Source organism: Streptomyces sp. Ag109_O5-1 (assembly GCF_003814875.1).
Lineage (GTDB): Bacteria > Actinomycetota > Actinomycetes > Streptomycetales > Streptomycetaceae > Streptomyces > Streptomyces sasae.
On sequence record NZ_RKQF01000001.1, the window covers coordinates 10185905 to 10206610 of the forward strand.

Annotated in this window: 17 protein-coding genes and 2 pseudogenes; 8 read left to right on the forward strand and 11 right to left on the reverse strand. The window is 69.9% G+C overall.

The annotated features are described in order from the left end of the window. Positions 1–5 precede the first annotated feature (5 nt). The 7 genes from EDD90_RS46445 to EDD90_RS46475 are packed head-to-tail and all read left to right on the forward strand — an operon-like array spanning position 6 to position 5667. Entirely contained in the window at positions 6–443 is a 438-nt protein-coding gene (locus EDD90_RS46445) for an RbsD/FucU domain-containing protein (protein WP_123979053.1), read from the forward strand. Continuing rightward, complete coding sequence (locus EDD90_RS46450) at positions 440–1483, forward strand: zinc-binding dehydrogenase (protein ID WP_123979054.1); 1044 nt, start codon at positions 440–442, stop codon at positions 1481–1483. The genes EDD90_RS46445 and EDD90_RS46450 overlap by 4 nt, the downstream gene beginning before the upstream one ends. Then, entirely contained in the window at positions 1480–2241 is a 762-nt protein-coding gene (locus tag EDD90_RS46455) for an SDR family oxidoreductase (protein ID WP_123979055.1), read from the forward strand. The genes EDD90_RS46450 and EDD90_RS46455 overlap by 4 nt, the downstream gene beginning before the upstream one ends. Next, positions 2238–2870 carry a bifunctional 4-hydroxy-2-oxoglutarate aldolase/2-dehydro-3-deoxy-phosphogluconate aldolase gene (locus tag EDD90_RS46460; RefSeq protein WP_123979056.1) on the forward strand — a complete coding sequence of 211 codons (633 nt, stop codon included), beginning with the start codon at positions 2238–2240 and terminating at the stop codon, positions 2868–2870. Before EDD90_RS46455 ends, EDD90_RS46460 begins: the two co-directional genes overlap by 4 nt. Next, a complete protein-coding gene (locus EDD90_RS46465) occupies positions 2867–3904 on the forward strand; it encodes a sugar kinase (RefSeq protein ID WP_123979057.1) in 1038 nt (345 codons plus the stop codon). The genes EDD90_RS46460 and EDD90_RS46465 overlap by 4 nt, the downstream gene beginning before the upstream one ends. Before the next feature lie 36 nt (positions 3905–3940). After that, the gene (locus EDD90_RS46470) at positions 3941–4954 is read left to right on the forward strand and encodes an aldo/keto reductase (protein WP_123979058.1); all 1014 of its coding nucleotides are present in this window, start codon (positions 3941–3943) and stop codon (positions 4952–4954) included. Continuing rightward, on the forward strand, positions 4945–5667 hold the full coding sequence (locus EDD90_RS46475) for a FadR/GntR family transcriptional regulator (RefSeq protein ID WP_123979059.1): 723 nt from the start codon (positions 4945–4947) through the stop codon (positions 5665–5667). The genes EDD90_RS46470 and EDD90_RS46475 overlap by 10 nt, the downstream gene beginning before the upstream one ends. Before the next feature lie 64 nt (positions 5668–5731). Here the strand turns inward: EDD90_RS46475 and EDD90_RS46480 are convergent. The 7 genes and pseudogenes from EDD90_RS46480 to EDD90_RS46510 all read right to left on the reverse strand — a co-directional run bounded on the left by EDD90_RS46480 (position 5732) and on the right by EDD90_RS46510 (position 14009). After that, positions 5732–6837, reverse strand: a pseudogene (locus EDD90_RS46480) (ricin-type beta-trefoil lectin domain protein). Positions 6838–7411: 574 nt separating this feature from the next. Continuing rightward, positions 7412–8290, reverse strand: a complete 879-nt coding sequence (locus EDD90_RS46485; protein WP_123979060.1) for an amidohydrolase — start codon at positions 8288–8290, stop codon at positions 7412–7414. A 61-nt stretch (positions 8291–8351) separates the two neighbouring features. Next, complete coding sequence (locus EDD90_RS46490) at positions 8352–8699, reverse strand: L-rhamnose mutarotase (protein WP_123979061.1); 348 nt, start codon at positions 8697–8699, stop codon at positions 8352–8354. Then, positions 8696–10708 carry a hypothetical protein gene (locus tag EDD90_RS46495; protein WP_123979062.1) on the reverse strand — a complete coding sequence of 671 codons (2013 nt, stop codon included), beginning with the start codon at positions 10706–10708 and terminating at the stop codon, positions 8696–8698. The genes EDD90_RS46490 and EDD90_RS46495 overlap by 4 nt, the downstream gene beginning before the upstream one ends. 64 nt (positions 10709–10772) lie before the next feature. Then, a complete protein-coding gene (locus tag EDD90_RS46500) occupies positions 10773–11678 on the reverse strand; it encodes a carbohydrate ABC transporter permease (RefSeq protein WP_260328522.1) in 906 nt (301 codons plus the stop codon). A 55-nt stretch (positions 11679–11733) separates the two neighbouring features. After that, on the reverse strand, positions 11734–12648 hold the full coding sequence (locus tag EDD90_RS46505) for a carbohydrate ABC transporter permease (protein WP_123979063.1): 915 nt from the start codon (positions 12646–12648) through the stop codon (positions 11734–11736). Continuing rightward, the gene (locus EDD90_RS46510) at positions 12645–14009 is read right to left on the reverse strand and encodes an ABC transporter substrate-binding protein (protein WP_123979064.1); all 1365 of its coding nucleotides are present in this window, start codon (positions 14007–14009) and stop codon (positions 12645–12647) included. Before EDD90_RS46510 ends, EDD90_RS46505 begins: the two co-directional genes overlap by 4 nt. Before the next feature lie 384 nt (positions 14010–14393). Here EDD90_RS46510 and EDD90_RS46515 point away from each other — a divergent pair, with 384 nt between their 5' ends. Further along, positions 14394–15191 (forward strand): FadR/GntR family transcriptional regulator, encoded by a 798-nt coding sequence (locus tag EDD90_RS46515; protein WP_123979065.1) that lies wholly within the window; start codon positions 14394–14396, stop codon positions 15189–15191. Between the two features lie 374 nt (positions 15192–15565). Here the strand turns inward: EDD90_RS46515 and EDD90_RS46525 are convergent, their stop codons facing one another. The 4 genes and pseudogenes from EDD90_RS46525 to EDD90_RS46540 all read right to left on the reverse strand — a co-directional run bounded on the left by EDD90_RS46525 (position 15566) and on the right by EDD90_RS46540 (position 20649). After that, positions 15566–17854 (reverse strand): alpha-L-fucosidase, encoded by a 2289-nt coding sequence (locus tag EDD90_RS46525; protein ID WP_260328523.1) that lies wholly within the window; start codon positions 17852–17854, stop codon positions 15566–15568. A gap of 290 nt (positions 17855–18144) precedes the next feature. Beyond that, positions 18145–18276, reverse strand: a pseudogene (locus EDD90_RS46530) (AbfB domain-containing protein); the annotation flags it as partial. A gap of 337 nt (positions 18277–18613) precedes the next feature. Beyond that, complete coding sequence (locus EDD90_RS46535) at positions 18614–18967, reverse strand: hypothetical protein (protein WP_123979068.1); 354 nt, start codon at positions 18965–18967, stop codon at positions 18614–18616. Positions 18968–19128: 161 nt separating this feature from the next. Continuing rightward, on the reverse strand, positions 19129–20649 hold the full coding sequence (locus EDD90_RS46540; protein WP_123979069.1) for a helix-turn-helix transcriptional regulator: 1521 nt from the start codon (positions 20647–20649) through the stop codon (positions 19129–19131). Positions 20650–20706 lie beyond the last annotated feature (57 nt).

The window sequence follows — 20706 nt, forward strand, 5'->3', positions numbered from 1 at the left end:
ACACCGTGCTCCTGACGGAACTGCTGCACCCCGGGATCCTCGAATCCCTGGCCGGAGCCGGTCACGGCTCCCGTGTGCTGCTCGCCGACGGCCACTACCCCGCGAGCACCGCCACCGGCGAGCGCGCCCGGACCGTCCATCTCAACCTGGCTCCGGGCCTGCTGGACGTCACCACGGTGCTCGACGTCCTGCTGCGTGCCCTGCCCGTCGAGTCGGCGCACGTGATGGTGCCGCCCGAGGGGGAACCGGAGCCGCCCGCCATCGCCGAGTACCGCTCGATGCTGGCGCCCCTCCCAGTAGGCACGCTCGGCCGTTTCGAGTTCTACGACGCGGCCCGCTCGCCCGACCTGGCGCTGGCGATCGTCACCGCCGACACCCGTACCTACGCCAACCTGCTGCTGACCATCGGCGTCCGCGCTGAAGGGACCCTGACGACACGATGACACTCGCCGTCCGTTACGTTTCCGCCCGCTCCCTGGACACGGCTCCCGCGATCGGTGTGCCGCCTGGTCCGGGTGAGGTGGAGCTGGCTCCCGCCTTCGTCGGAATCTGCGGTACCGATCTGCACATCTTCCACGGCGACATGGACGCCCGGGTCCAGACGCCCGCAGTCCTGGGACACGAGATGTCCGGCCGGGTGGTGCGGGTCGGGCCGGGCGTGGAGGGCTGGCAGCCCGGTGACGCGGTCACCGTGATGCCGCTGCGCTGGGACGACACCTGTCCGGCCTGCCGTGCCGGGCATCAGCACATCTGCCAGCACCTGGACTTCATCGGTATCGACTCGCCGGGCGCGATGCAGCAGCGCTGGACGGTGCCCGCTTCGACGCTGATCAGGCTGCCGGAGTCGCTGGCGCTGGACCGGGCGGCGCTCGTCGAGCCGACGGCGGTGGCCGTGCACGACGTGGGGCGGGCGGGGGTGCGTGAGGGTGAGAAGGTCGTGGTGGTCGGCGGCGGCCCGGTCGGCGTCCTGATCGCGCTGGTCGCGCGGGCCGCGGGCGCCGAGGTCCGGGTGGTGGAGCTCAGCGCCCACCGTCGGCTGCTCGCCGAGGAGTTGGGGCTCACTGCCTGGGACCCGGCCACCGAGGACGTGTCCGAGGCGGTGCGGCAGTGGACCGGGGAGGCGGGCGCGGACGTCGCCTTCGAGGTGTCCGGCGCGGCGGCCGGCGTGGACACGGCGGTCGAGGTGCTGGGGGTGCGCGGCCGGTTGTGCCTGGTCGCCATCCACCCTCGCCCGCGTGAGGTGAACCTGCACCGCTTCTTCTGGCGTGAACTGACCCTGGTGGGCGCCCGGTTGTACGACCGCTCCGACTTCGAGAAGGCGGCGGCCCTGGTCGCCGACGGCACCATCCCGGCCGAGCGGCTGATCAGCAAGGTCGTGCCGCTCACCGAGGCGCCCGCCGCCTTCGAGGCGCTGGAGGGCGGCGGCGACGTGATGAAGATCCTCGTCGACTGCACCGGCAATACCGAGGGAGTGGCCGTATGACCGCCTTCGACCTCACCGGAAAGCTCGCCGTCGTCACCGGTGCCCGGCGCGGCATCGGCCGGGCCATGGCCCGCGCGCTCGCCGGAGCCGGTGCGGACGTCATCGGCGTCAGCGCCACCCTGGAGGAGTCCGGCAGCGCGGTCGAGAAGGACGTCCTCGCCGTCGGCCGCACCTTCGAGGCGATCCGGACCGACTTCGCCGACCCCGCCGCCGTACGAGCCCTGGGCGCGGACCTGGCCGGACGGGAGCGTCCGGTGGACATCCTGGTCAACAACGCGGGCACGATCCGACGCGCCCCTGGCACCGAACACACCGACGCGGACTGGGAGCTGGTCCTCCAGGTCAACCTCAACGCACAGTTCGCACTCACCCGGGCCATCGGCGCGACGATGGTGGCCCGCGGCCAGGGCAAGGTCATCTTCACCGCCTCACTGCTCAGCTTCCAGGGCGGCATCACCGTGCCCGGCTACACCGCCGCCAAACACGGCATCGCCGGCCTGACCAAGGCCCTGGCCAACGAATGGGCCCCGCACGGCGTGAACGTCAACGCCCTCGCCCCCGGCTACATCGCCACCGACAACACCCAGGCCCTCCAGGACGACCCGGTACGCAGCAAGGCGATCCTGGACCGCATCCCGGCCGGACGCTGGGGCAACGCCGACGACCTCGCCGGCGCCACCGTCTTCCTGGCCTCCGACGCCGCCGCCTACATCCACGGCACCGTCCTGCCCGTCGACGGCGGATGGCTGGGCCGATGAGCGGCACATCCCTGGACTCCGTACTGGCAGGAGCCCGCCTCCTGCCAGTACTGACCGTCCCGTCCCCCGCGACCGCCGCCCCGCTGGCCGACGCCCTCGCCGCGAGCGGCGCCCGGTGCGCCGAAGTCACCTTCCGCACCCCCGGCGCCGAGCAGGTGCTCAAAGCGATGGCGGCCCATGGTGGGCTCACGGTCGGTGCCGGCACGGTCCTCACGCCCGAGCAGGCGGAACGTGCCGTGGCGGCCGGGGCCCGCTTCGTCGTCTCGCCCGGCTTCGACGACGAGGTCGTCGCCAAGTGCCGTGAGCTGGGTGTGCCGGTGGTGCCCGGCATCGCCACCGCCACGGAGCTGATGCGTGCCCTGAAGGCGGGCCTGGACACCGTCAAGCTCTTCCCCGCCGAGTCACTGGGCGGCCTGCGGACGCTCCGGGCGCTCGCGGCACCCTTCCCCGGGACGCGGTTCGTGCCGACCGGCGGCATCGACGCCTCCCGTCTGGCCGCCTACCTCGCCGATGCGGCGGTCCTCGCTGTCGGCGGCAGCTGGATGGCCACCACCGACCACCTTGTCCGGGGCGACTACGAGGAGATCCGCAGGCTGACCGCCGAGGCGGTGGAGAGGAGCATGACGTGATCGACGTGGTGGCCCTCGGCGAGGTGATGCTGCGTTTCGACCCGGGTGAGGGACGCATCCGCACCGCCCGCACGTTCCAGGTCTGGGAGGGCGGCGGCGAGTACAACGTCGTACGTGGGCTGCGGCGCTGCTTCGGCCTGCGCACGGCCGTCGTGACCGCGCTCGCCGACAACGCGGTGGGCCGGCTCGTCGAGGACCTGATCCTCCAGGGCGGCGTCGACACCTCACTGATCCGCTGGGTGCTGGACGACGGCATCGGCCGCACCGCCCGCAACGGCCTCAACTTCGTCGAACGCGGCTACGGCATCCGCGGCGCGCTGGGCGTCAGCGACCGTGCCCACACCGCCGTCTCCCAGCTACGCAAAGGGGACGTCGACTGGGACACGGTGTTCGCGGCGGGCGTGCGCTGGTTCCACACCGGCGGCATCTTCGCCGGTCTGTCCGACACCACGCTGGACGTCGCCGACGAGGCCATGGCCGCCGCCCGCCGCCACGGCGTCACCGTCTCCTACGACCCGAACTACCGCCCGAGCCTCTGGGCCGGCCGCGGCGGCGCCGAGCGGGCCCGCGAGGTCGACCTGCGGCTCGCCCGGCACGCCGACGTCGTGGTGGGCGCCCTGGGCCTGGCCGGGACACACCCGGGACAGACGCGCATCGCGGCCGACGAAGTGGCCGACGCCCTCGCCGCGGTGGCCGACCTGCTGCCCCAGGCGAGCGTACTGGCGACGACCCTGCGCGAGGTGCCCTCGGCCGGCGTCAACGACTGGTCCTCGGCCGCCTGGTCCGCCGAGACCGGCTTCATCGCCGGCCTCCGGATGCCCGGCCTGCAGGTCCTGGACCGCATCGGCTCCGGCGACGCCTTCGCCGCCGGCCTGATCCACGGACTTCTCAACGACGCCGGACTGGAGCGCGCCCTGGCCTACGGCACCGCCCACGGCGCGCTCGCCATGACCACGCCCGGAGACGTCTCCATGGCCTCGCTCGCCGAGGTCGAGGCCCTCATCGCGGGCCGGTCGGCCCGCGTCAGACGCTGACCGACGCCCGCATCACCCGTATCCCAGGAGCACGACTTGCACCAGCGGAACATCCAGAACACGTCCGTCTCGCTCACCGAGCTCGGCTTCGGGGCCTCCGTGATCGGCAACCTCTACCGCGTCACCCCGGTCGACGACGCGACCGCCGCGATCGACGCGGCCTGGGACGCCGGCATCCGCTACTTCGACACCGCACCGCACTACGGCCTCGGCCTCTCCGAGTGCCGTCTGGGCGCTGCGCTGCGAGACCGTCCGCGCGACGAGTACGTCATCTCCTCCAAGGTCGGCAGGCTGCTGGTGCCCAACGAGGAGCCACGCGGAGTCGACACCGAGGGCTTCGTCGTACGGGACGACCTGCGCAGGCAGTGGGACTTCAGCCGCGAGGGCGTACTGCGCTCCATCGAGGACACGCTGCAGCGCACCGGCCTGGACCGCCTCGACACCGTCTACCTGCACGACCCCGACGACCACTGGCGCCAGGCCGCCGAGGAGGCCATGCCCACGCTCGCGGAGCTGCGCGACCAGGGCGTGATCGGCGCCATCGGCGCGGGCATGAACCAGTCGGCGATGCTCGCCCGCTTCCTGCGCGAGACCGCCGCCGACGTGGTGATGCTCGCCGGGCGCTACACACTCCTGGACCAGTCGGCGCTGGACGACGTCCTGCCCGCCGCGCGGGACCTCGGCAAGAGCGTGGTGGCGGTGGGCGTCTTCAACTCAGGACTGCTCTCCCGTGACCGGCCCGCCGAGGGCATGAAGTACGACTACCAGGACGCCCCGCCGGATCTTGTCGCCCGTGCCCGGGCGATCGCCGAGGTCTGCGCGGAACACGGGACCAGCCTGCCCGCCGCCGCGATCGCCTTCCCGTACACCCATCCCAGTATCATCAACGTCACCCTCGGCATGCGGACTCCGCAACAGGTCGGACGAAACGTGGAACTCCATGATCAGCACGTCCCGGACGGCCTCTGGGACGATCTGAGCGCGCAGGGGCTGATCAGGTCGGACGTGCTCGCGGAGCACGGTGGAGGGAGGGATGCGCAGTGTCTCTGACGGACAAGGCCATCGAGCAGATCCGCGAGCTGATCCGGACCGGTGCTCTTCCTCCGGGCTCGAAGCTCCCACCCGAGCCGGACCTGGCCGCGCAGCTGGGCCTGTCCCGCAACCTCGCCCGAGAGGCGGTCAAGGCACTGGCCGTCGCGCGGGTCCTGGAGGTCCGCCGGGGGGATGGCACGTATGTGACCAGCCTCCAGCCGAGCCTGCTCCTGGAGGGCCTCGGCGGTGCGGTGGAGCTGCTGCAGGGCGACTCGGTCGCCCTGCAGGACCTCATGGAGGTACGCCGGCTCCTCGAACCCATGGCCACGGCCCTTGCCGCCACGCGGATCTCCGATGAGCAACTGGCCGAGGTGAAACAGCACCTGGACGCCATGCGCGAGGCCCGCGAGAACGTCGAACGGCTCAACGCCCACGACGCCGCCTTCCACCGCGCCGTCGTCTCGGCCACGGGCAACGAGACCCTCCTCACCCTCCTGGAAGGGATCTCCGGCCGCACCCTGCGCGCCCGCATCTGGCGCGGTCTGGTCGACGACAAGGCCGCGGGCCGCACCCTCGCCGAGCACGAGGCCATCTTCAACGCACTGTCCACCCGTGACGCCACCCTCAGCCAGGCAGCGGCACTGCTGCACGTGAGCAACACCGAGCAGTGGCTGAGGGAACACCTGCGCTCGGGCGAACCGCTCCCCTTCGGGACAACAGCGGGGAAGTGACGGGCAGGCGCCGGTGCTCTCCCGGGACCGGAGCGCGGAAAGGCCGAGGTCCCGGGAGCAGAGGTCATCCGGCGGTCAGAGTGATCCAGTTCTGGTTGGAGCCGCCGTTGCAGTCCCACAGCTGGAGCTGCGTGCCGTCGGTCGTGGAGAAGCCCGGAACGTCGAGGCAGCGGCCGGAGGCGGGGTTGCGGTAGCCGCCGTTGTACGGCTGCCAGACCTGGTTGGCGCCGCCGTGGCAGGTCCACAGCTGCACCTTGGTGCCGTTGGCGGTGCCCCCGCCTGAGGCATCGAGGCACTTGCCCAGCGAGCGCAGTGTGCCGTCGGTGTAGGCGGACCAGAGCTGGTGGCGCCGTCGCCGCAGCTCCATGTCTGGACGGCGGTCCCGTCAGCGGTGTTGGCGCCGTTGACGTCCATGCACTTGCCGGCGATGCCGGACTGCACGCGTGCGGGGGCGGGGGCCGGGTTCCCCAACCATCCGGCGCTGTCCGCGGCCTGGATGCCGCGATGGAAGGCATCGGCCATCTTCTGGTAGCCCGAGTCGTTGGGATGCAGGGTGTCGGCCAGGTCGGCCGTGGTCAGGCTGCTCATGTCGACGTATGCGACATGCTTGCCCGCGGCCTGTGCGTCCCTGACGATCTGGGGGATGGCCTGGTTGTACGAGGCACGGTACTGCTCCTCCGAGCCGCTGGTGGAGACGACCAGGGAGGCCACGAGGACGGTTGCGTCGGGGGCGGCGGCGGTGACCTGGTCGACCAGCGACCGAAGCCGGGCGGTGGCGGTGGAGACCTGGTAGCTCTCGTTGAGGTCGTTGGTGCCGATATGCAGCGTCACGACGTTGGGCCGGTAGCGGGTCAGCGACGCGTCGGCGAGTGCGGCGATCTGGTGGATCTTGTATCCGGGGTGGCCTTCGTTGTCGGGGTCGGACATCGAACCGTTCCGCCCCGTGCCCACGAAGTCGAGCGGATGGCCGTCCGCCGCAAGCTGGTTCCACAAAGGCCCCCGGTAGCCGCTTCCCGTACTGCTTCCCACACCCCAGGTGATGGAGTCGCCCAACGGCATGACCCGCAAGGGTGTGTTCGAGGCGGCGGAGGCAGGGGTCACACCTGCCGCTGTCACCCCGAGCGCGGCAGCGACAAGCGTGATCAGAGGTAAAGCCCAGGACTTTCTCATCCAGCGTCCTCTTCTGCGGGTGGTTGCTGAGTCAGCGGGGCTGATCGCCGTTCGTGTCAGCAGCTCGGGCGAGCGTTGACCACACGAGCCTGCAGACCTCACAAGCGCACCCGTATAGATACCGCGCTTCACGGCTGGAACATCCCATGAATACAGTCAAATCAAGGATCGGTGGCACGGGTCGGCCCTTGGGCTGCTTCGTTCCAACGGCACTGCTCCTACCGTCTGTTCGGCACCCTCTCCCTGGTCTGTTCGCTGCCCTCCCTCTCTGGTATCGGATCGTTTGCATCCCATGTCTGTGGCTGGTGTTCGACTCGGATACCTGAGTTGATACCGCCGTTGTCGCGAGTGGGCCCAGCGAGGCAATGCAGGGGACGGGAAGGCGCGCACACCTGGTCATCGTCAGGTCGAGCACTGGACGGAGCTCGGCCTGGCGTTCTGGCGAAGACGACGTCCGCGCACGAGTCCCCGGTCCACCGCCGCACCAGTGCGGGCACGTCGTCGTCGGCCGGGTCCCGGGCGGCGAGCCGAGCCCCGACTCCTTCAGGGAGCGTCGACGTGATCCCGAGGTCCGTTACGTACGAGTGAGGCGGTAGAAGGTGGTCGCGGTGCCCGCGAGAATCGCCGAGGTCTCGTCCGCGGAACATCCGGCGAGCAGTTCGTCCACCGTGGCGGCCCAGCGGTTCCAGCCTCCCGCGAGGTTCGCGACCGGCCAGTCGGAGCCGAACATCAGGCGGTCGGGGCCGAAGGCGGAGAGCAGGACGTCCCAGACGGGGCGGATGTCCTCGACGGTCCACTTCTCGTGGTCCGCCTCGGTGATCAGCCCCGACACCTTGCAGACCACGTGCGGGTGTACGGCCAGCAGACGCACATGGCGTTCCCAGTTCGCGAGGTCACCGTCGGCGATCGGCGGCTTGCCGGCGTGGTCGAGCACCTGGGGCAGGTCCGGGAACCGCTCGGCCAGCCGGATCGCCTGGTCGAGCTGGTGGCTGCGGACGAGCACGTCGTAGCAGAGCCCGCGGTCCCGGACCGCCGCCAAGCCGCGTTCGACATCGGGGCGTTGCAGCCATGCCGGATCCGTCTCGCCCTGCACGAGATGACGCAGGGACCGCAGACATGCGCCGCCCGGTCCGGTGAGCAGCCCGTCGAGCTGGTCGCCGGTCCCCGGGGACGTCAGGTCCGCCCAGCCGACCACGGCCCCGATCAGCGGCTCCCGCTCCGCGAGGGCGAGCAGGTCCTCCGTCTCGTGTACGTCCGGCACGCACTGGACGGCCACCGTGCTGTGCAGACGGCGGCCCGCGACGGTCCGGGTGGCGGTGGTACGCAGGTCGTCGGGGGTGAAGGTGCGGCGGATCGTTGCCAGGTTGGGGTCGTGGAGCCAGGGTTGCGGCCGCTGGTCGAGGTCCCACAAGTGGTGGTGGGCGTCGATGAGTGGGGCGGTGGTGGGGGTCACTGGTGGTCCAAGTCGGGTCGGTCCACGTCGGGTGGGGCCAAGTGGTCTGGGGCGAGGTGCATCAGACGGTGGTGGTGTCACCAGGCGGGCTGAGATGCCAGATCTCGGGGAGCTCCGTCCACTGGCGGGAGTCGCCCCGGTCGGGCCAGGGCTCCTGGCAGGGATCGGTGAGCTTCCACCACTGCTGGGTCTCGGGGTCGGCTTCGAGCGTTGCCATGTCGGCCTCGAAGTCGTCGCCGTGGTATTCGAGGTAGGCGAACAGCACATCGCCGTGGAGGTAGATGCTGAAGTTGCGGATGTTCGCCCGGTGCAGGGCGGCTTCGACTCCGGGCCAGACGGCCGAGTGGAGTTCGAGGTACTCCTCGCGGTGCTCGGGTCGGAGCCTGATGGTCTGGGCGACGCGCTTCATGCGGTTTCTTCCTCCGTGTCCGGGGCGGGGCGACCGGCCGGGGTGTCGAACGGTGTGCGGTAGCTGGGGGCGTGGGCGCGCAGTTGGAGGCGCAGGGTGAGCCGGATGCGGGTGGAGGCGGGCAGCCGGACGGTCAGGAAGGTGCTGTCGCAGACCTGCTCCGTCTCGGTGACGACGGGCTCGGTGTGGCCGTAGTCGTACATGTCGCCGATCCAGCTGTCGTCCTGGCAGGTGGTGTACCGGACGGCGGTGATCGCGTGCTCGGCGAAGGCGCCGGCCTGGACGATCACCGTGCGCTCGGCCTCGGGGGCGAGGTTGACCAGTTCGACGGTGGTCGCCTCGGGCTCGATGGAGGTGACCAGTGCGGCCACGTCCTGGGGGAGGCCGGCGCGGCGGGCCTCGGCGTCGTGGTAGCGCAGCCGGGCCTGCTGCAGGCCGCCGTTGTAGAGCACCTGGGGGCCGCCCCAGGTCAGCTGGACGAGGGCCTCGGTGACGACGGGGTTGGACTGCTGCCAGACGTGGATGTCGGCCTCGGGGACGTCCAGGTCGCGGTAGCGGTCGATGCGCCGCAGGCGGTGACGGACCTGGGCCTGGGCCGTGGCGAGGATCCGCTCGGGGTAGCCGGGGTCGTCACCGGCGAGGAAGGCGAACCAGGCCTTCTCGTGCCCCGACTCCTCCTTGGCGCGGAACGGCCGTACGGTGCGCCAGTCGATGCCGTCGGCCTCGCGCAACCCCTCCAACCGGGCGCGGTCGGCATCGGAGGCCGTGTGGTGCCACAGGGCCACCGGGACCGGCGCGGTGGCCGGGTTGTAGTCGAACCAGCCCGAGTCCTTGTACCGGAAGGGGAGGTGGAGCGTGGGTGTGTGGGCGTCGGGGCCGAGTTCGACCGCCCACTTGGAGGGGAGGCTGGAGTTCGCCTCAGTGTGGGGCATCACCTTGGCGTGGCCGATGAGGGTGTCGAGCGAGGTCGTGACCATGGAGAGGTAGTCGTCGTCCCCGGTGACCGTGGCCGCTGCGAGCGCCGCCACACAGGCCGCGTGGCCCACGCTGTGCCAGCCGTGCGGCCAGGACCAGCCGTAGTGGCCGCCGTACCAGCGGCCCTCCAGCAGGCTGCCCACGACGCCGTCCGGGCCGGCGTTGTCCGGGAGGAGACCGCCGTTCGCCTCGGTGCGTTCCCGCCACGCGCCGACGTACTCGACGATCCAGTCGCGGTAGCGCTCCTCGCCCGACAGGATCCAGGCGTTGAGGACCAGCCCGGCCGCGGCGAGGCTGACCGCGGTGTCGCCGACACCCATGCGGTCCCGCATCTGCGCGCCGAGACGCGGGTCCGCGGAGAGCGGGTACGGGCCGCCGTCGGCCTCGGGGATCCAGTCGAGCGGGAAGCCGTACGTCTGCGCTTCCTTGAGCAGCCAGGGATAGACGTCACCGTCGAACAGGCCCGTGCGGTCGGGGTCGCTGCCGTTGTGGGGGCGGGTGATGATGCGGTGCTCGGGGTCGTAGTTGCCCTTGGCCGGGTCGACGTACAACTCGGCGAAGCGCAGGGCGCGTTCGGACCAGCGGTCGGGGGCGGCCATGCTGAGGAAGTAGAGCAGCAGCAGGCTCTCGCCCTGGTGGAACCAGTCGTAGCCGCGCTCGAACTCGTCGTGCAGCATGTCCAGTTCGGTGAGCTGGCGGGTCACGCCCTCCCAGTGCTTCTCACTGGCGGGCAGCAGGTCGTCGGCGCCGCCGAGGAGGTACAGCTGGGGCCAGTTGAAGAACACCTCGTAGAAGTCGTCCACGCCGTCGCGGGTGGTCAGCGGGCCGGAGTAGTTCAGGCGTCCGTCCGGGCCGGTGAAGTCACGGGCGAAGCGCCGCCAGGCGTGGTCGAGGAGGTCGAACAGGGACCGCTGGGCCACGGCCCAGCCGGGTGGTTCGAGCAGCGGCACCCCCGCCTCGATCTCGGGTGGCGCGGCCGAATGATCGCGGGGGGCGTCCTCGGCCGAGGTGCGGTCGGCGGAGCTGTAGGGCATGGGGGATCTCCGTTCGGGTGGGCGGCGGGGTGTCGCACGCCGGGGACTGCGGCCGGACGGGCCGCTATTCCTTGGTGGCGCCGGCGAGCATCCCGCTGACCAGGAAGCGCTGGGCGAAGAGGAAGACGACGAGTACGGGCGTGATGGCGACGAGGGTGGCCAGAGCCAGCTGGGGCCGCTCGATCGCGAGGTTGCCGACGGCCGGGTTGAAGGACGGCACGTTGCTGAGCAGGCTTCCGACTCCCACCTGGATGGGCATCTGGCTGCTCTCGGGGAGCATGACGTAGGGCAGGAAGTAGTTGGTCCAGTTGGCGACGAAGCTGAAGAAGCCCACGAGCGCGATGACCGGTGTCGCCAGCGGCAGCGCGATGTGCCAGAAGACGCGGAGCTCCGAGCAGCCGTCCATCCGTGCGGCCGCCAGCAGGTCCTTGGGGACGGCGGTGGTGAAGTAGATGTACGTCAGGTACACGCCGAAGGGGTAGAACGAGTACGGCAGGATGATCGACCACATGGTGCCGATCAGGTGCACCGCGTTGATCTCCAGGAACAGCGGGACCACGAGTGTGGCGTTCGGCATGAGCATCACGACCAGGGTCGCGATCAGCAGGGTGTGCCGGCCGCGGAACTCGGTCATGGCCAGGGCGTATCCCGCGGGAATGGCGACGGCGAGTGTGATGACCAGTGAGATCACCGCGTAGAGGGCGGAGTTGCCGAGCCACTGCATGACGGCGTTGTCCTGGAACGCCGTGAGGGCGTGCCAGTTGGCCTTCAGCGCGTGGAAGGAGCCGAAGGAGAGCGGGTTGTCGTGGACCAGCTGCTGGTCGGTCTTGGTCGCCGCGAGGACGAGCCACACCACCGGCAGCACGAAGAAGGCGAGGAACGCGGCCAGTACTGATCCGGTCAGCAGCCGGGAGGCCACGTGCTGTGCGGACCTCCGGCGGTGCGGTGGCTGGTGGTGAGATCGGCTCATGAGGGGTGCTTCCCGTTCCCAGCTCGCCGTTGCGGCGACTCGACTGCCAGGGGCCTTAGTCGGCATCGAAGAACCCCGACCGTGCGACGAAGAGGGCGGCGGCCGACACACTGACGACCAGGAGCTCCACCGAGACCGCGGCGGCGCCGTTGATGTTGTTCATCTGGAAGGCGAAGTCGAACGTCAGCTGGTTCAGCGAGTAGTCGCGTCCGGCCACGCCCACACTGGCGAGGGAGAGCAACTGCGGCTCCACGAAGAGCTGGGCGCCGCCCGCGAACGCCAGGATCACCATGTACACGATCCACTTGCGGAGCATCGGGATCTGCACATGCCAGGCGGTCTTCCAGGCGCCCGCGCCGTCGATGCGCGCGGCTTCCATCACATCCGTGGGGATGTTGTTGAGCGCGCCGTACATGACGACGATCCAGCCGCCCGCGCCGGTCCAGAACGCGATGATCGTGAACAGTACGGGCAGGTTGCCGGGCGCGATCACCTCGCCGAAGGTGTGGAACCCCATCGCGCCCAGCAGCGAACTGACCGGGCTCACCGTCGGGTCGAGCATGAACAGCCACACCAGCACACTCGCGGCGCCGGCGAGCGCTCCCGGGATGTAGTAGAGGAAGCGCAGCGCCTTGCTGGCGCCGCCCGAGGCCAGGCGGTGCAGCAGCAGCGCCAGGGCCACCACGAACACGACCAGCGAAACGAGCCAGAAGGCGAGGTAGGTGGCGACATGGCCCACGGCGTCCAGGAAGCGGAAGTCCTGCGCCGTGGTGATGAAGTTGGCGAAGCCGGTGATCTTGCCCCCGGCGTCGGTGAAGGCGAAGTAGATCGCGTACGCGGTCGGGAGGACACCGAACGCGACCAGCAGGACCACGTACGCGGCGACGAAGGCCATACCGGCCCGGCTCTGCCGGGCAGCGCCACGACGGCGCCGGGTGGCAGAGCCGGCCGGGGAGGGGGTGAGGGTCACTGGGAGACCTTGTATCCGTTGGACTTGGCGTACTTGACGATGGAGTCCTGCCAGGCCGGCAGCATCGAGACGACGCTCTTGCCCTGGGTCAGGCCGGGCTTGACGGTGGCGGCCCAGATCGCCTCCTGGCTGAACTGGCCCGAACCCCAGCCCGGCCAGACCTGCGAGGAGGCGTTCTTCAGGGCGCTCAGGTCGGTGGCGAAGTAGCCGGAGGCGTCCTGCCCCTTCAGCCAGTTCTCCGCCGCCGGCGCGTACGCGGGGAAGCCCGGCGCCTTCTCGCCCTGGTAGGCGTTGTCGGTGGTGACCCACTTCAGGAAGTCGGTGGCGGCCTTGATGTGAGTGGAGTGCTGGGACAGCAACCAGGTACCGCCGCCGACGTTGCCCGTGGACGGCGAGGCGTCACCCTGCCACTGGGGGATGGGCGCCGCGCCGATCTGCTTGGCCGGAATCTTGAAGGTGTCCTTGAACACCGCGCCGCCGTACCAGGCTGGGCCGGGCATGAGGAGGACCTTGTCGGCCTCGTTCTTGCCGAAGTCGGTGCTGAAGACCCCGCTGATGGACATGGACTTGTTCTTGATCAGCACATCTATCAGCTTGGCCATCTTGGTGCAGGCCTCGCTGGAGGTGTTCACCGACACCGACTTGGGGCCGGTGATGTGGTTGGCGCCGCACTTGCTCGCCCACAGGTAGATCTCGGGAGTGAAGGAGTCACCGGCGTCACCCACGAGGTAGCCGGGGTGCTCCTTGGCGACCTTCTCGCCGAGCGCCTGGTACTCCTCCCAGGTCGTCGGCACCGAGTAGCCGAACTTCTTCAGCAGCGGCGCGTTGTACCACAGCACCGCCTGGGAGAGGTCGTTGCGCAGACAGTAGACGGTGCCGCCCACGGTGCAGACGTCGTTGGCCCCGCTCGCGAACTTCCCCAAGGCCGCCGAGGGGATCAGGCCCTTGTTGAGCGGAGCGGCGAAGTTCTGGTCGACCGCCCAGGTCACTTCGTTGTTCTGGGAGCTGAAGACGACGTCGGGCCAGCCCTTGCCAGTGCGGTTGAACAACTGGACCTTGGTCTGGAGGTAGTTCGAGCCGTTGGCGTCGCCGTCGTAGGTGACGATGTCCAACTTCACATCCGGATGCTGCTGCTGGTACAGCTTCGCGGCCTCCACGCGGGTCGCGTCCACCCAGACGGTCAACGCACCGTCCTTCTGCGGCGCCTGGGCGAAGCCGTCCTTGTTCGTCGTCCCCGCGGCGCCGCCGCTGCCACAGGCAGTCAAAGTCAGGGCCGCGGTGGCCGCGCAGCCGGCCAGCAACGCCGCACGCCTCTTGCTGGACTGCCTCTCCCGGCCGGACGAAGGCTTGGTGACGGTCATGTGCGACTCCACTGGTTTCACAGGGCGCCTCGAGCGGATGGACAGGTGGCGCCAGGATGGGGCGACGCCGGGCCGTACCGGTCGGGCGTCTGTGACCGCGGACGGCCGTCCCGCTTGCCGTCGCGGAAGAAATTAGGCGCCTTATCGAGGGCTCCGTCAAGGGCTTGTGCGGCCTTCTCTCGCCTCTTCTCGTCGAATTGCGGGTACTGATGCCATTCAGAAGCTCGAAATATTCCATTAATTACCATCTATCCGGTGCAGTCTCCAGCCTCACGATGTGGATCTACCTGGCTGATGAGTACGACTCATCGAGGCTTGAGATACGATGAACTCGGCTCCACAGCGATCAGCCGCTCCAGTTGCGTCAGCCAGGAGGCAGGACAGATGAACGACACGCCCGCGGCCCAGGCGGCCTTGCCGACGCAGGCACCTCTCGTTGCGGCGGCAGCGGCGAACGGCGCGGACGCGCGGGGTGAGTACCGACCCGGCTATGAGGTCGTGGCGGAGCGGATCCTCGAGTTCATCGCCGAGGCCCGTCTGGTGGCAGGTGACCGGCTGCCCACGGAGAACGACCTGGCGCAGAGGCTGAACACCAGCAGGGCGGTGGTGCGGGAGGCCGTGAAGATCCTTTCGGCGCTCGGCCGGGTCCGGGCGCACAAGGGGCGCGGACTGTTCGTCGCGGACGACGAGGGCATGCTCGTCACCAGCCGCTGGGGCGGCTTCTTCCGCCCCGTCGACCTCGATCACGTGCTGATGCTCTTCGAGTTCCGCCGCGTCCAGGAGATGGCCGCGAGCAGTCTGGCCGCCACCCGTGCCACGCCCGCCGAGCTGCGGACGATCGAGGTGGCCATGCAGCAGTGCCGGCACGGGTTCGTCCACAATCAGGTCGAGGTGTTCAACCAGGCGGACGAGGAGTTCCACATGGGCGTGGCCGCGGCCTCGCACAACACGTTCCTCGTCAGCGCCGTGCGGGACGCGCGACGACTGCAGCGGCAGTCCAGCGCGATCGGGATCCACGACGCGCTCGGTGAAGGCACCGAGTCCGCGGTCGAGGAGCACGAGGCGATCTACCGGGCCATTCGTGACGGCAGGCCCGACGAGGCGGCCGAGGCTACGGCGGCACATCTCGACAGGACACTCGAGGACTACCGGCGGGAGATCCAGCGACGCCTGTTCGGATAGCGTTCCGGGCCGGTGTCCGTCAAGCGCCGACAAGGCCCGGCGCTGCACCCGCGAACGCCGGACCGCGCTCACTCCCCAGCGCAGTCTGCTGCCCGAGCGGCTGCCGTCGCGCTGTCCAGAGGCCGGGTCGCGACGGTGGCGGGCGACGGACCATTGCCGACGCCGACTGCGCACGTGACCGTTGCCGTGGTGGTCACCGCTGCTTACGGCCGGACGCCCGCTGACCGGCAGAGTAGCTGCCGCGCAGATTCAGCGGGCCGCCGCCGCTGACCGTGGCCGCCGTGGCGCACGTGACGCTGGACGGGGTGCGACGGCCGGAGGGGAAGACGAGCGGGGGCCGCGCCGTCGCGCGGCACGGCCCCCGCCCGGCGTTGTCAAAGCGCGACGATCTGCCAGTCCTGGTTGGAGCCGCCGGAGGCGGGCCACTGGATGATCGAAGCACCGTCTGCGGTGGAGGCGTCCTTGACGTCGGCGCACCAACCATTGCGGACGTTGACGAGCTGGTGGTAGCCGCTGGTCTGGGAGGGCACCAGCTTCCACGACTGGTTGTCGCCGCCGTCGGCGGTCCACTGGTTCGGTCCGTCGCCCTGGGCGGAGCCGCCCGGGCTCTGAAGGGCCTTGCCGCTGCGGACGTTGGACAACTGGAAGGAGCCGTCGGCGTTGGGCAGCAGCTTCCACTGCTGGTTGGTACCGCCGCTCGACGGCCACTGGATGACGGCGCCGCCGTCGGCGGTCGAGGCGCCGCTGACGTCCAGTACCTTGCCGCTCTTGCGGTTCACCAGCCGGACGGTGCCGATGTCCGCGCTGAAGGGCCGGTCGTAGACCTCCAGGTTGCGGATCGAGGCCCAGGCGCCGCTGGGGAGCCCGGTGACGGTCACCCGCACATAGCGGGCCTGAGCGCGGAACACGGACACCTGCACCTGGCTGGTGCCGGTGGTGGCGGTCAGGTCGGCGAGCGTGGTCCAGGTGCTGTTGTCGGTGGAACCCTCGATCCGGTACCGGTAGTTGGTGGCGGCGGACTCCCAGGCGATACGGGTGCCGGTCAGCGACTTCTCCGAGCCCAGGTCGACCTTCAGCCACTGTCCAGTGTTGCCGTTGTTCGCGGACCAGCGGGTGGCGGTGGAGCCGTCGACGGCCTTGGCGGCGGTGTTGCCCTTGGAGGCCTCCTCGCTGCTGGCCGTGACCGTCCTGCCGACGGCGATGTCGGCCGGCTGCACGGAGCGGTCCAGAGTGACGCCGACGACGCTGTCCTCGGGGACGCGGGTGCGGTTGATGCCGGTGACCGTCACGCTGCCGTCCGCGCCGGTGGTGAACGACAGGTCGGCGCCCGTGTCGACGTCGAAGACGCGGGTGACCTTCGCGTCTCCCGTCGACGGGGTGGTGAAGGAGGTGCCGCTGTAGCCCGGCAGCAGGTGAACGTAGAAGGTGTTGTCCTTGTACGTGTAGCCGTACTTGCCGTCCAGCGGTTCCCACGGCCCGCCGCGTGTGCCATAGACGGCCTGGCCGCAGGTGGACAGGAAGGAGCCGATCTGCCGCAGCAGGCCCGCCTGGCCGTCGGAGACGGTGCCGTGCCGGTCCGGGCCGACGTTGACCATCACGGTCATGTTCCGCGCCCAGCAGTTGACCAGGATGTTCATGGCGGTGCCGTAGCCCATGACAGCGGTGTCGGAGTAGCCCCACGTGCCGATGATGCTGAAGACCTTCTCGACGAGCCTGCCGGTGCGGATCGCCCCGGTCGGGACCGATGGCCCCTCGTCGCTGTCGTAGTCGCCCTTCCAGCCGGAGCGTGAGGTGGCGACGATGTCGGGCTGGTGCTTGCGGACCATGCCCATCGGTCCGAACGGCCTGCCGCTGGCGTCGGTCTCGCCATAAGTGGCGTCCACCGGCCACTGGTTGGCGCCGTCGCGGAACTGGGCGGGCTCCCAGAAGAACGCGCCGTCCGCGTCGCTGCCCTGCTCGGCGATCCAGCCGCCGTCCCACCACAGGTCGTCGATCACGCCGTACTGGGTGACCAGTTCCTTGACCGACTCGTACACTCCGGTCTTCATGATCCGCGCGTTCTCCTTGTGCGCCGGATCGGTGGTGTAATTCCACGGGTTGCTCGCGCAGTTGGTGCCCGTGACGTCGTAGTAGCCGGGGTAGCGCCAGTCGATGGGCGAGTAGTACAGGCCCACCTTCAACCCGGCCGCGCGCACCGCCGCCACGTAGTCCTTGACGAAGTCACGGCTGAGCGGTGCCTGTCCGGAGCTCCAGGCGTTGGGGTGGTTCAGCGGCCACAGCGCGAACCCGTCGTGGTGACGGGTGGTCAGCGTCGTGTACTTCGCTCCGAAGTCCTTCGCCAACTGCGCCCAGGCCGCTGGGTCGTAGGCATCCGCGGTGAACTGTTCGCTCGTCGCGTCGGTGACGTACTTCCGGTAGTCCGCCGGCGTGACCGGTCCGTTGTGCATCCACCACTCGCCCTTGGCAGGTCCCGAGTAGACACCCCAGTGGATGAACATCCCCAGCTTGGCGTCCATCAGCCACTGGATCTTGGAGTCGGACTGCTGCTCCAGGCCCAGGTCGACCTCGGGGATCCGCAGGGGAGGGAGCGGCAGGGGGGTGGTGGCCGCCGCATACGCGGGTGTCGCCAGCACGGCGGAGCCGACCGTTGCGGCCGCCGTCATGGCCGCCATTCCGGCAAGAACTGATCTTCGTGAGATGGATTCCGGCACTGTGTACTCGTCCTGTTCGGTCGTCGGAACCCCGCCCGGAGCCGACCGCTGCGGGCAAGGCGGCAGCGCGGCTCACGCCTCTGAGACATGGGATGTATTAACGAGTACGAGCGTTGCCTTCGTCTAGCGTCGTGACGAAATCCTTTGTGGTTCCCACCACTTACACGCTCGGCGCTCTGGCGGCCATAGTGAACATGGGATGTATTGAACGAGGGTGTGAAAGACGTCGGCCAGCTCGTCACGCGGAAGGTGGCGTCCTGGGCGAACTGGCTGCTGCCGTCGTTGTGGGCGAGCTGGAAGTCGTAGTTGGAGTGGCGCAGGAAGTAGCGGGGGTCGACGTTCGGGTCGATGCGCGCGTCGAATCGTTCGCGGCGGTGACGGCCTGGGCCTGACCTGCGCTGTTGCTGACCTGGGTGAATACTCTGGCGGTCAGTCAGTAGTTCCCGCAAGAAGAGCCTGGCGAGCACCAGAACGCTCGCCAGGTCCTCGATGTCGAGGCCTGGGTGCGTCCTCGGTGCTCGGGGACGCCTTCGAAGCCGACATGGTGGCGGTGGCGGCCGGGACCGGCCAGGCGCGGGCACTCGCGGCCCTGGACCAGATCGGTTCCACGCTCCAGGTCCGGTTTCGTCACCCGCTGGTGCGGTCGGCCTGGCGCGTCGCGGGGCACCGTGGTCTGCCTGTGGGAGGTTGGCGGGCCTCGATGACCTTTGGCTAGGCGCGGCTGACGCTGACGCCGCCGACCAGGCCCCAGGCATCGATCCGGACCGTCGGGCCGCCCGGCTCGCTCGGGCCGTCGTCCTTCACCCCGCCCAGGCGCAGCCCGTGGACCTCCACCCGGACGTCGCGGCGGACCTTGAGGCTGACGCCGCCGATCAGGCTCAGCTTGGTGATGCGCAGCTCGGCGCCGTCCGGGACGGCGATGTCCGTCAGATCGACGTCGGCACCACCGATGAGGGAAGCGGTGACGGTCCTCTCGTGGAGGGTGGCTCCTGCCAGGCGGTGACCGCCGATCAGGCTCACCTTGATGTCGGTCCTCTGCGGGTTCTCCCCGTTGCTCTTCGTCATGGGAAGTACCGTACGGACGTCGGCCCGCGGGCCCCAGTGCTCTGCATCCGGCGTTGCGCATGACAGGTGTCATGCCGGAGCCGGCGCCGAACCCGAGGGGAACGCGGCGGGCGTTCCCGGGCGGAGCAGCAGCAACCGGCCCGAGCAGCTCCCACGTTCCCTCAGGAATTGGTGGGTACCCACTGACGTACACCGTGGCCGTTCGTGCCGTACCAGTAGTGGGGCAGGCCCTTGATGCTGCTGGTGCGGAACGGGTGGCCGTGGTCGTCGATACGGACCGTGCCGGTGCGGCCCTGGGAGGACCAGTCGAGTTCCAGGTACCAGTTGCAGTCGTGGGCCTCGGTCGTCGCGGTGACCTGCAGCACCTCCGGGTCCTCGGCGGAGACGCGGTAGGGGAACTGCACCGCGGGGAAGGGCTTCCCGCTGTCGTTGCCGGGGCGCGCGTGGGCGATCGGGCGGTTGACGTCCAGGTCCACGGAGAAGTTGCGAGGCGGCAGATCGCTGCCGCAGCCCTGGCCCATGGCGTACGCGTTGCCGGTGACCGGGGTGCCGCGGCTGACGATACGGACCCGGAGGGCCGTGAGGACCACGGCCGTGGACGACTTCCCCTGCACCGAGATCTGCACCATCGTCTGCCGCCCAGGTACCGCCTGCTGCGTCGCTGCCCACACTCCGGCGTCCTGCTCTACCGGCGGCGGGGGCACCTGGGCCGGCTCCTTCTCGATGACGTAGTCGTGGCCGCAACCGCCGTCCCAGATCCGCGAGTCGGCGGTCCACGCGAGCGGCACACCGGTTGGCGCGGGGGCGTCGCTCTTCGTGTCCGCCGACGGTCCGCCCTTCGACTCGGGGCTTCCTGAAGCCCGTACTCCTGTGGGGGGCGAGGCCGTAGCAGGGCTGCGGGAGGGGCTGGCCGCAGTGGCCGAGGGGTGGTGTGACGTACCGGTTCCTGTCGTACGGGACTGACCGGGGGCCTTGGCGGAGTCGCCGTGAGACCGGTCGGCCGACAGCGCCGACACAGTGCTCAGCGTCACCAGCAGTACGGTCGCCGCGGCGGCGCCGACGACGGTGCGGCGCCGGCGGTACCAGGGCCGTCCGGTTGAGCGGACCGCAACGCACAGTGCCGTCGGCTCGGGACTGCCCGGTCCGGGAGCGTCGGGGGCAGGCAGCGCGGCGTCGGGTGAGCCCCCGTCGAGTCGCGGTGGTGAACCGCTCGTGCCGCCCCCGTCGCCACCGATGCCGTCAACGCCGCCACCCACACGGCGCGCGCTGCCACCGGCACGCCCCATCGTCCGGCTGTCCGGACCCGAAGCCCGCTCGTCCCCCGTCGGTTCCAGTGCCCCTTCGGTCTTTGCCGGATCCGCTGCCTCCTCACCCGCCCTCGGCCGCTGACGTGCCGTCACCGCGAGCAGCCACAGGCGGTGCAGCTCGAGGCGTTCCTCCGGGGCCGCCCCGCAGAAGGCGGCCAAACGCTCCACCGGGGCGTAGTCCTGCGGGACCGCCTCGCCCGTGCAGTAGCGGTGCAGCGTGGAGGTGTTCATGTGGAGACGGCGGGCCAGCGAGCCGTAGCTCCTGTCCGTGCGGTTCTTCAGCCGGCGCAGCAGCGCCGCGAACTGCTCGACGTCGTCCTCGGTCGACACTGTTCCCCCGTCCTCCGACGTGTCCCCATATCCCAGGCGGTCCATGGAGTTGCACGTCAGATGGGCTGGGATGGTTCCATGGTCGCCGGACGGGCGTCAGGC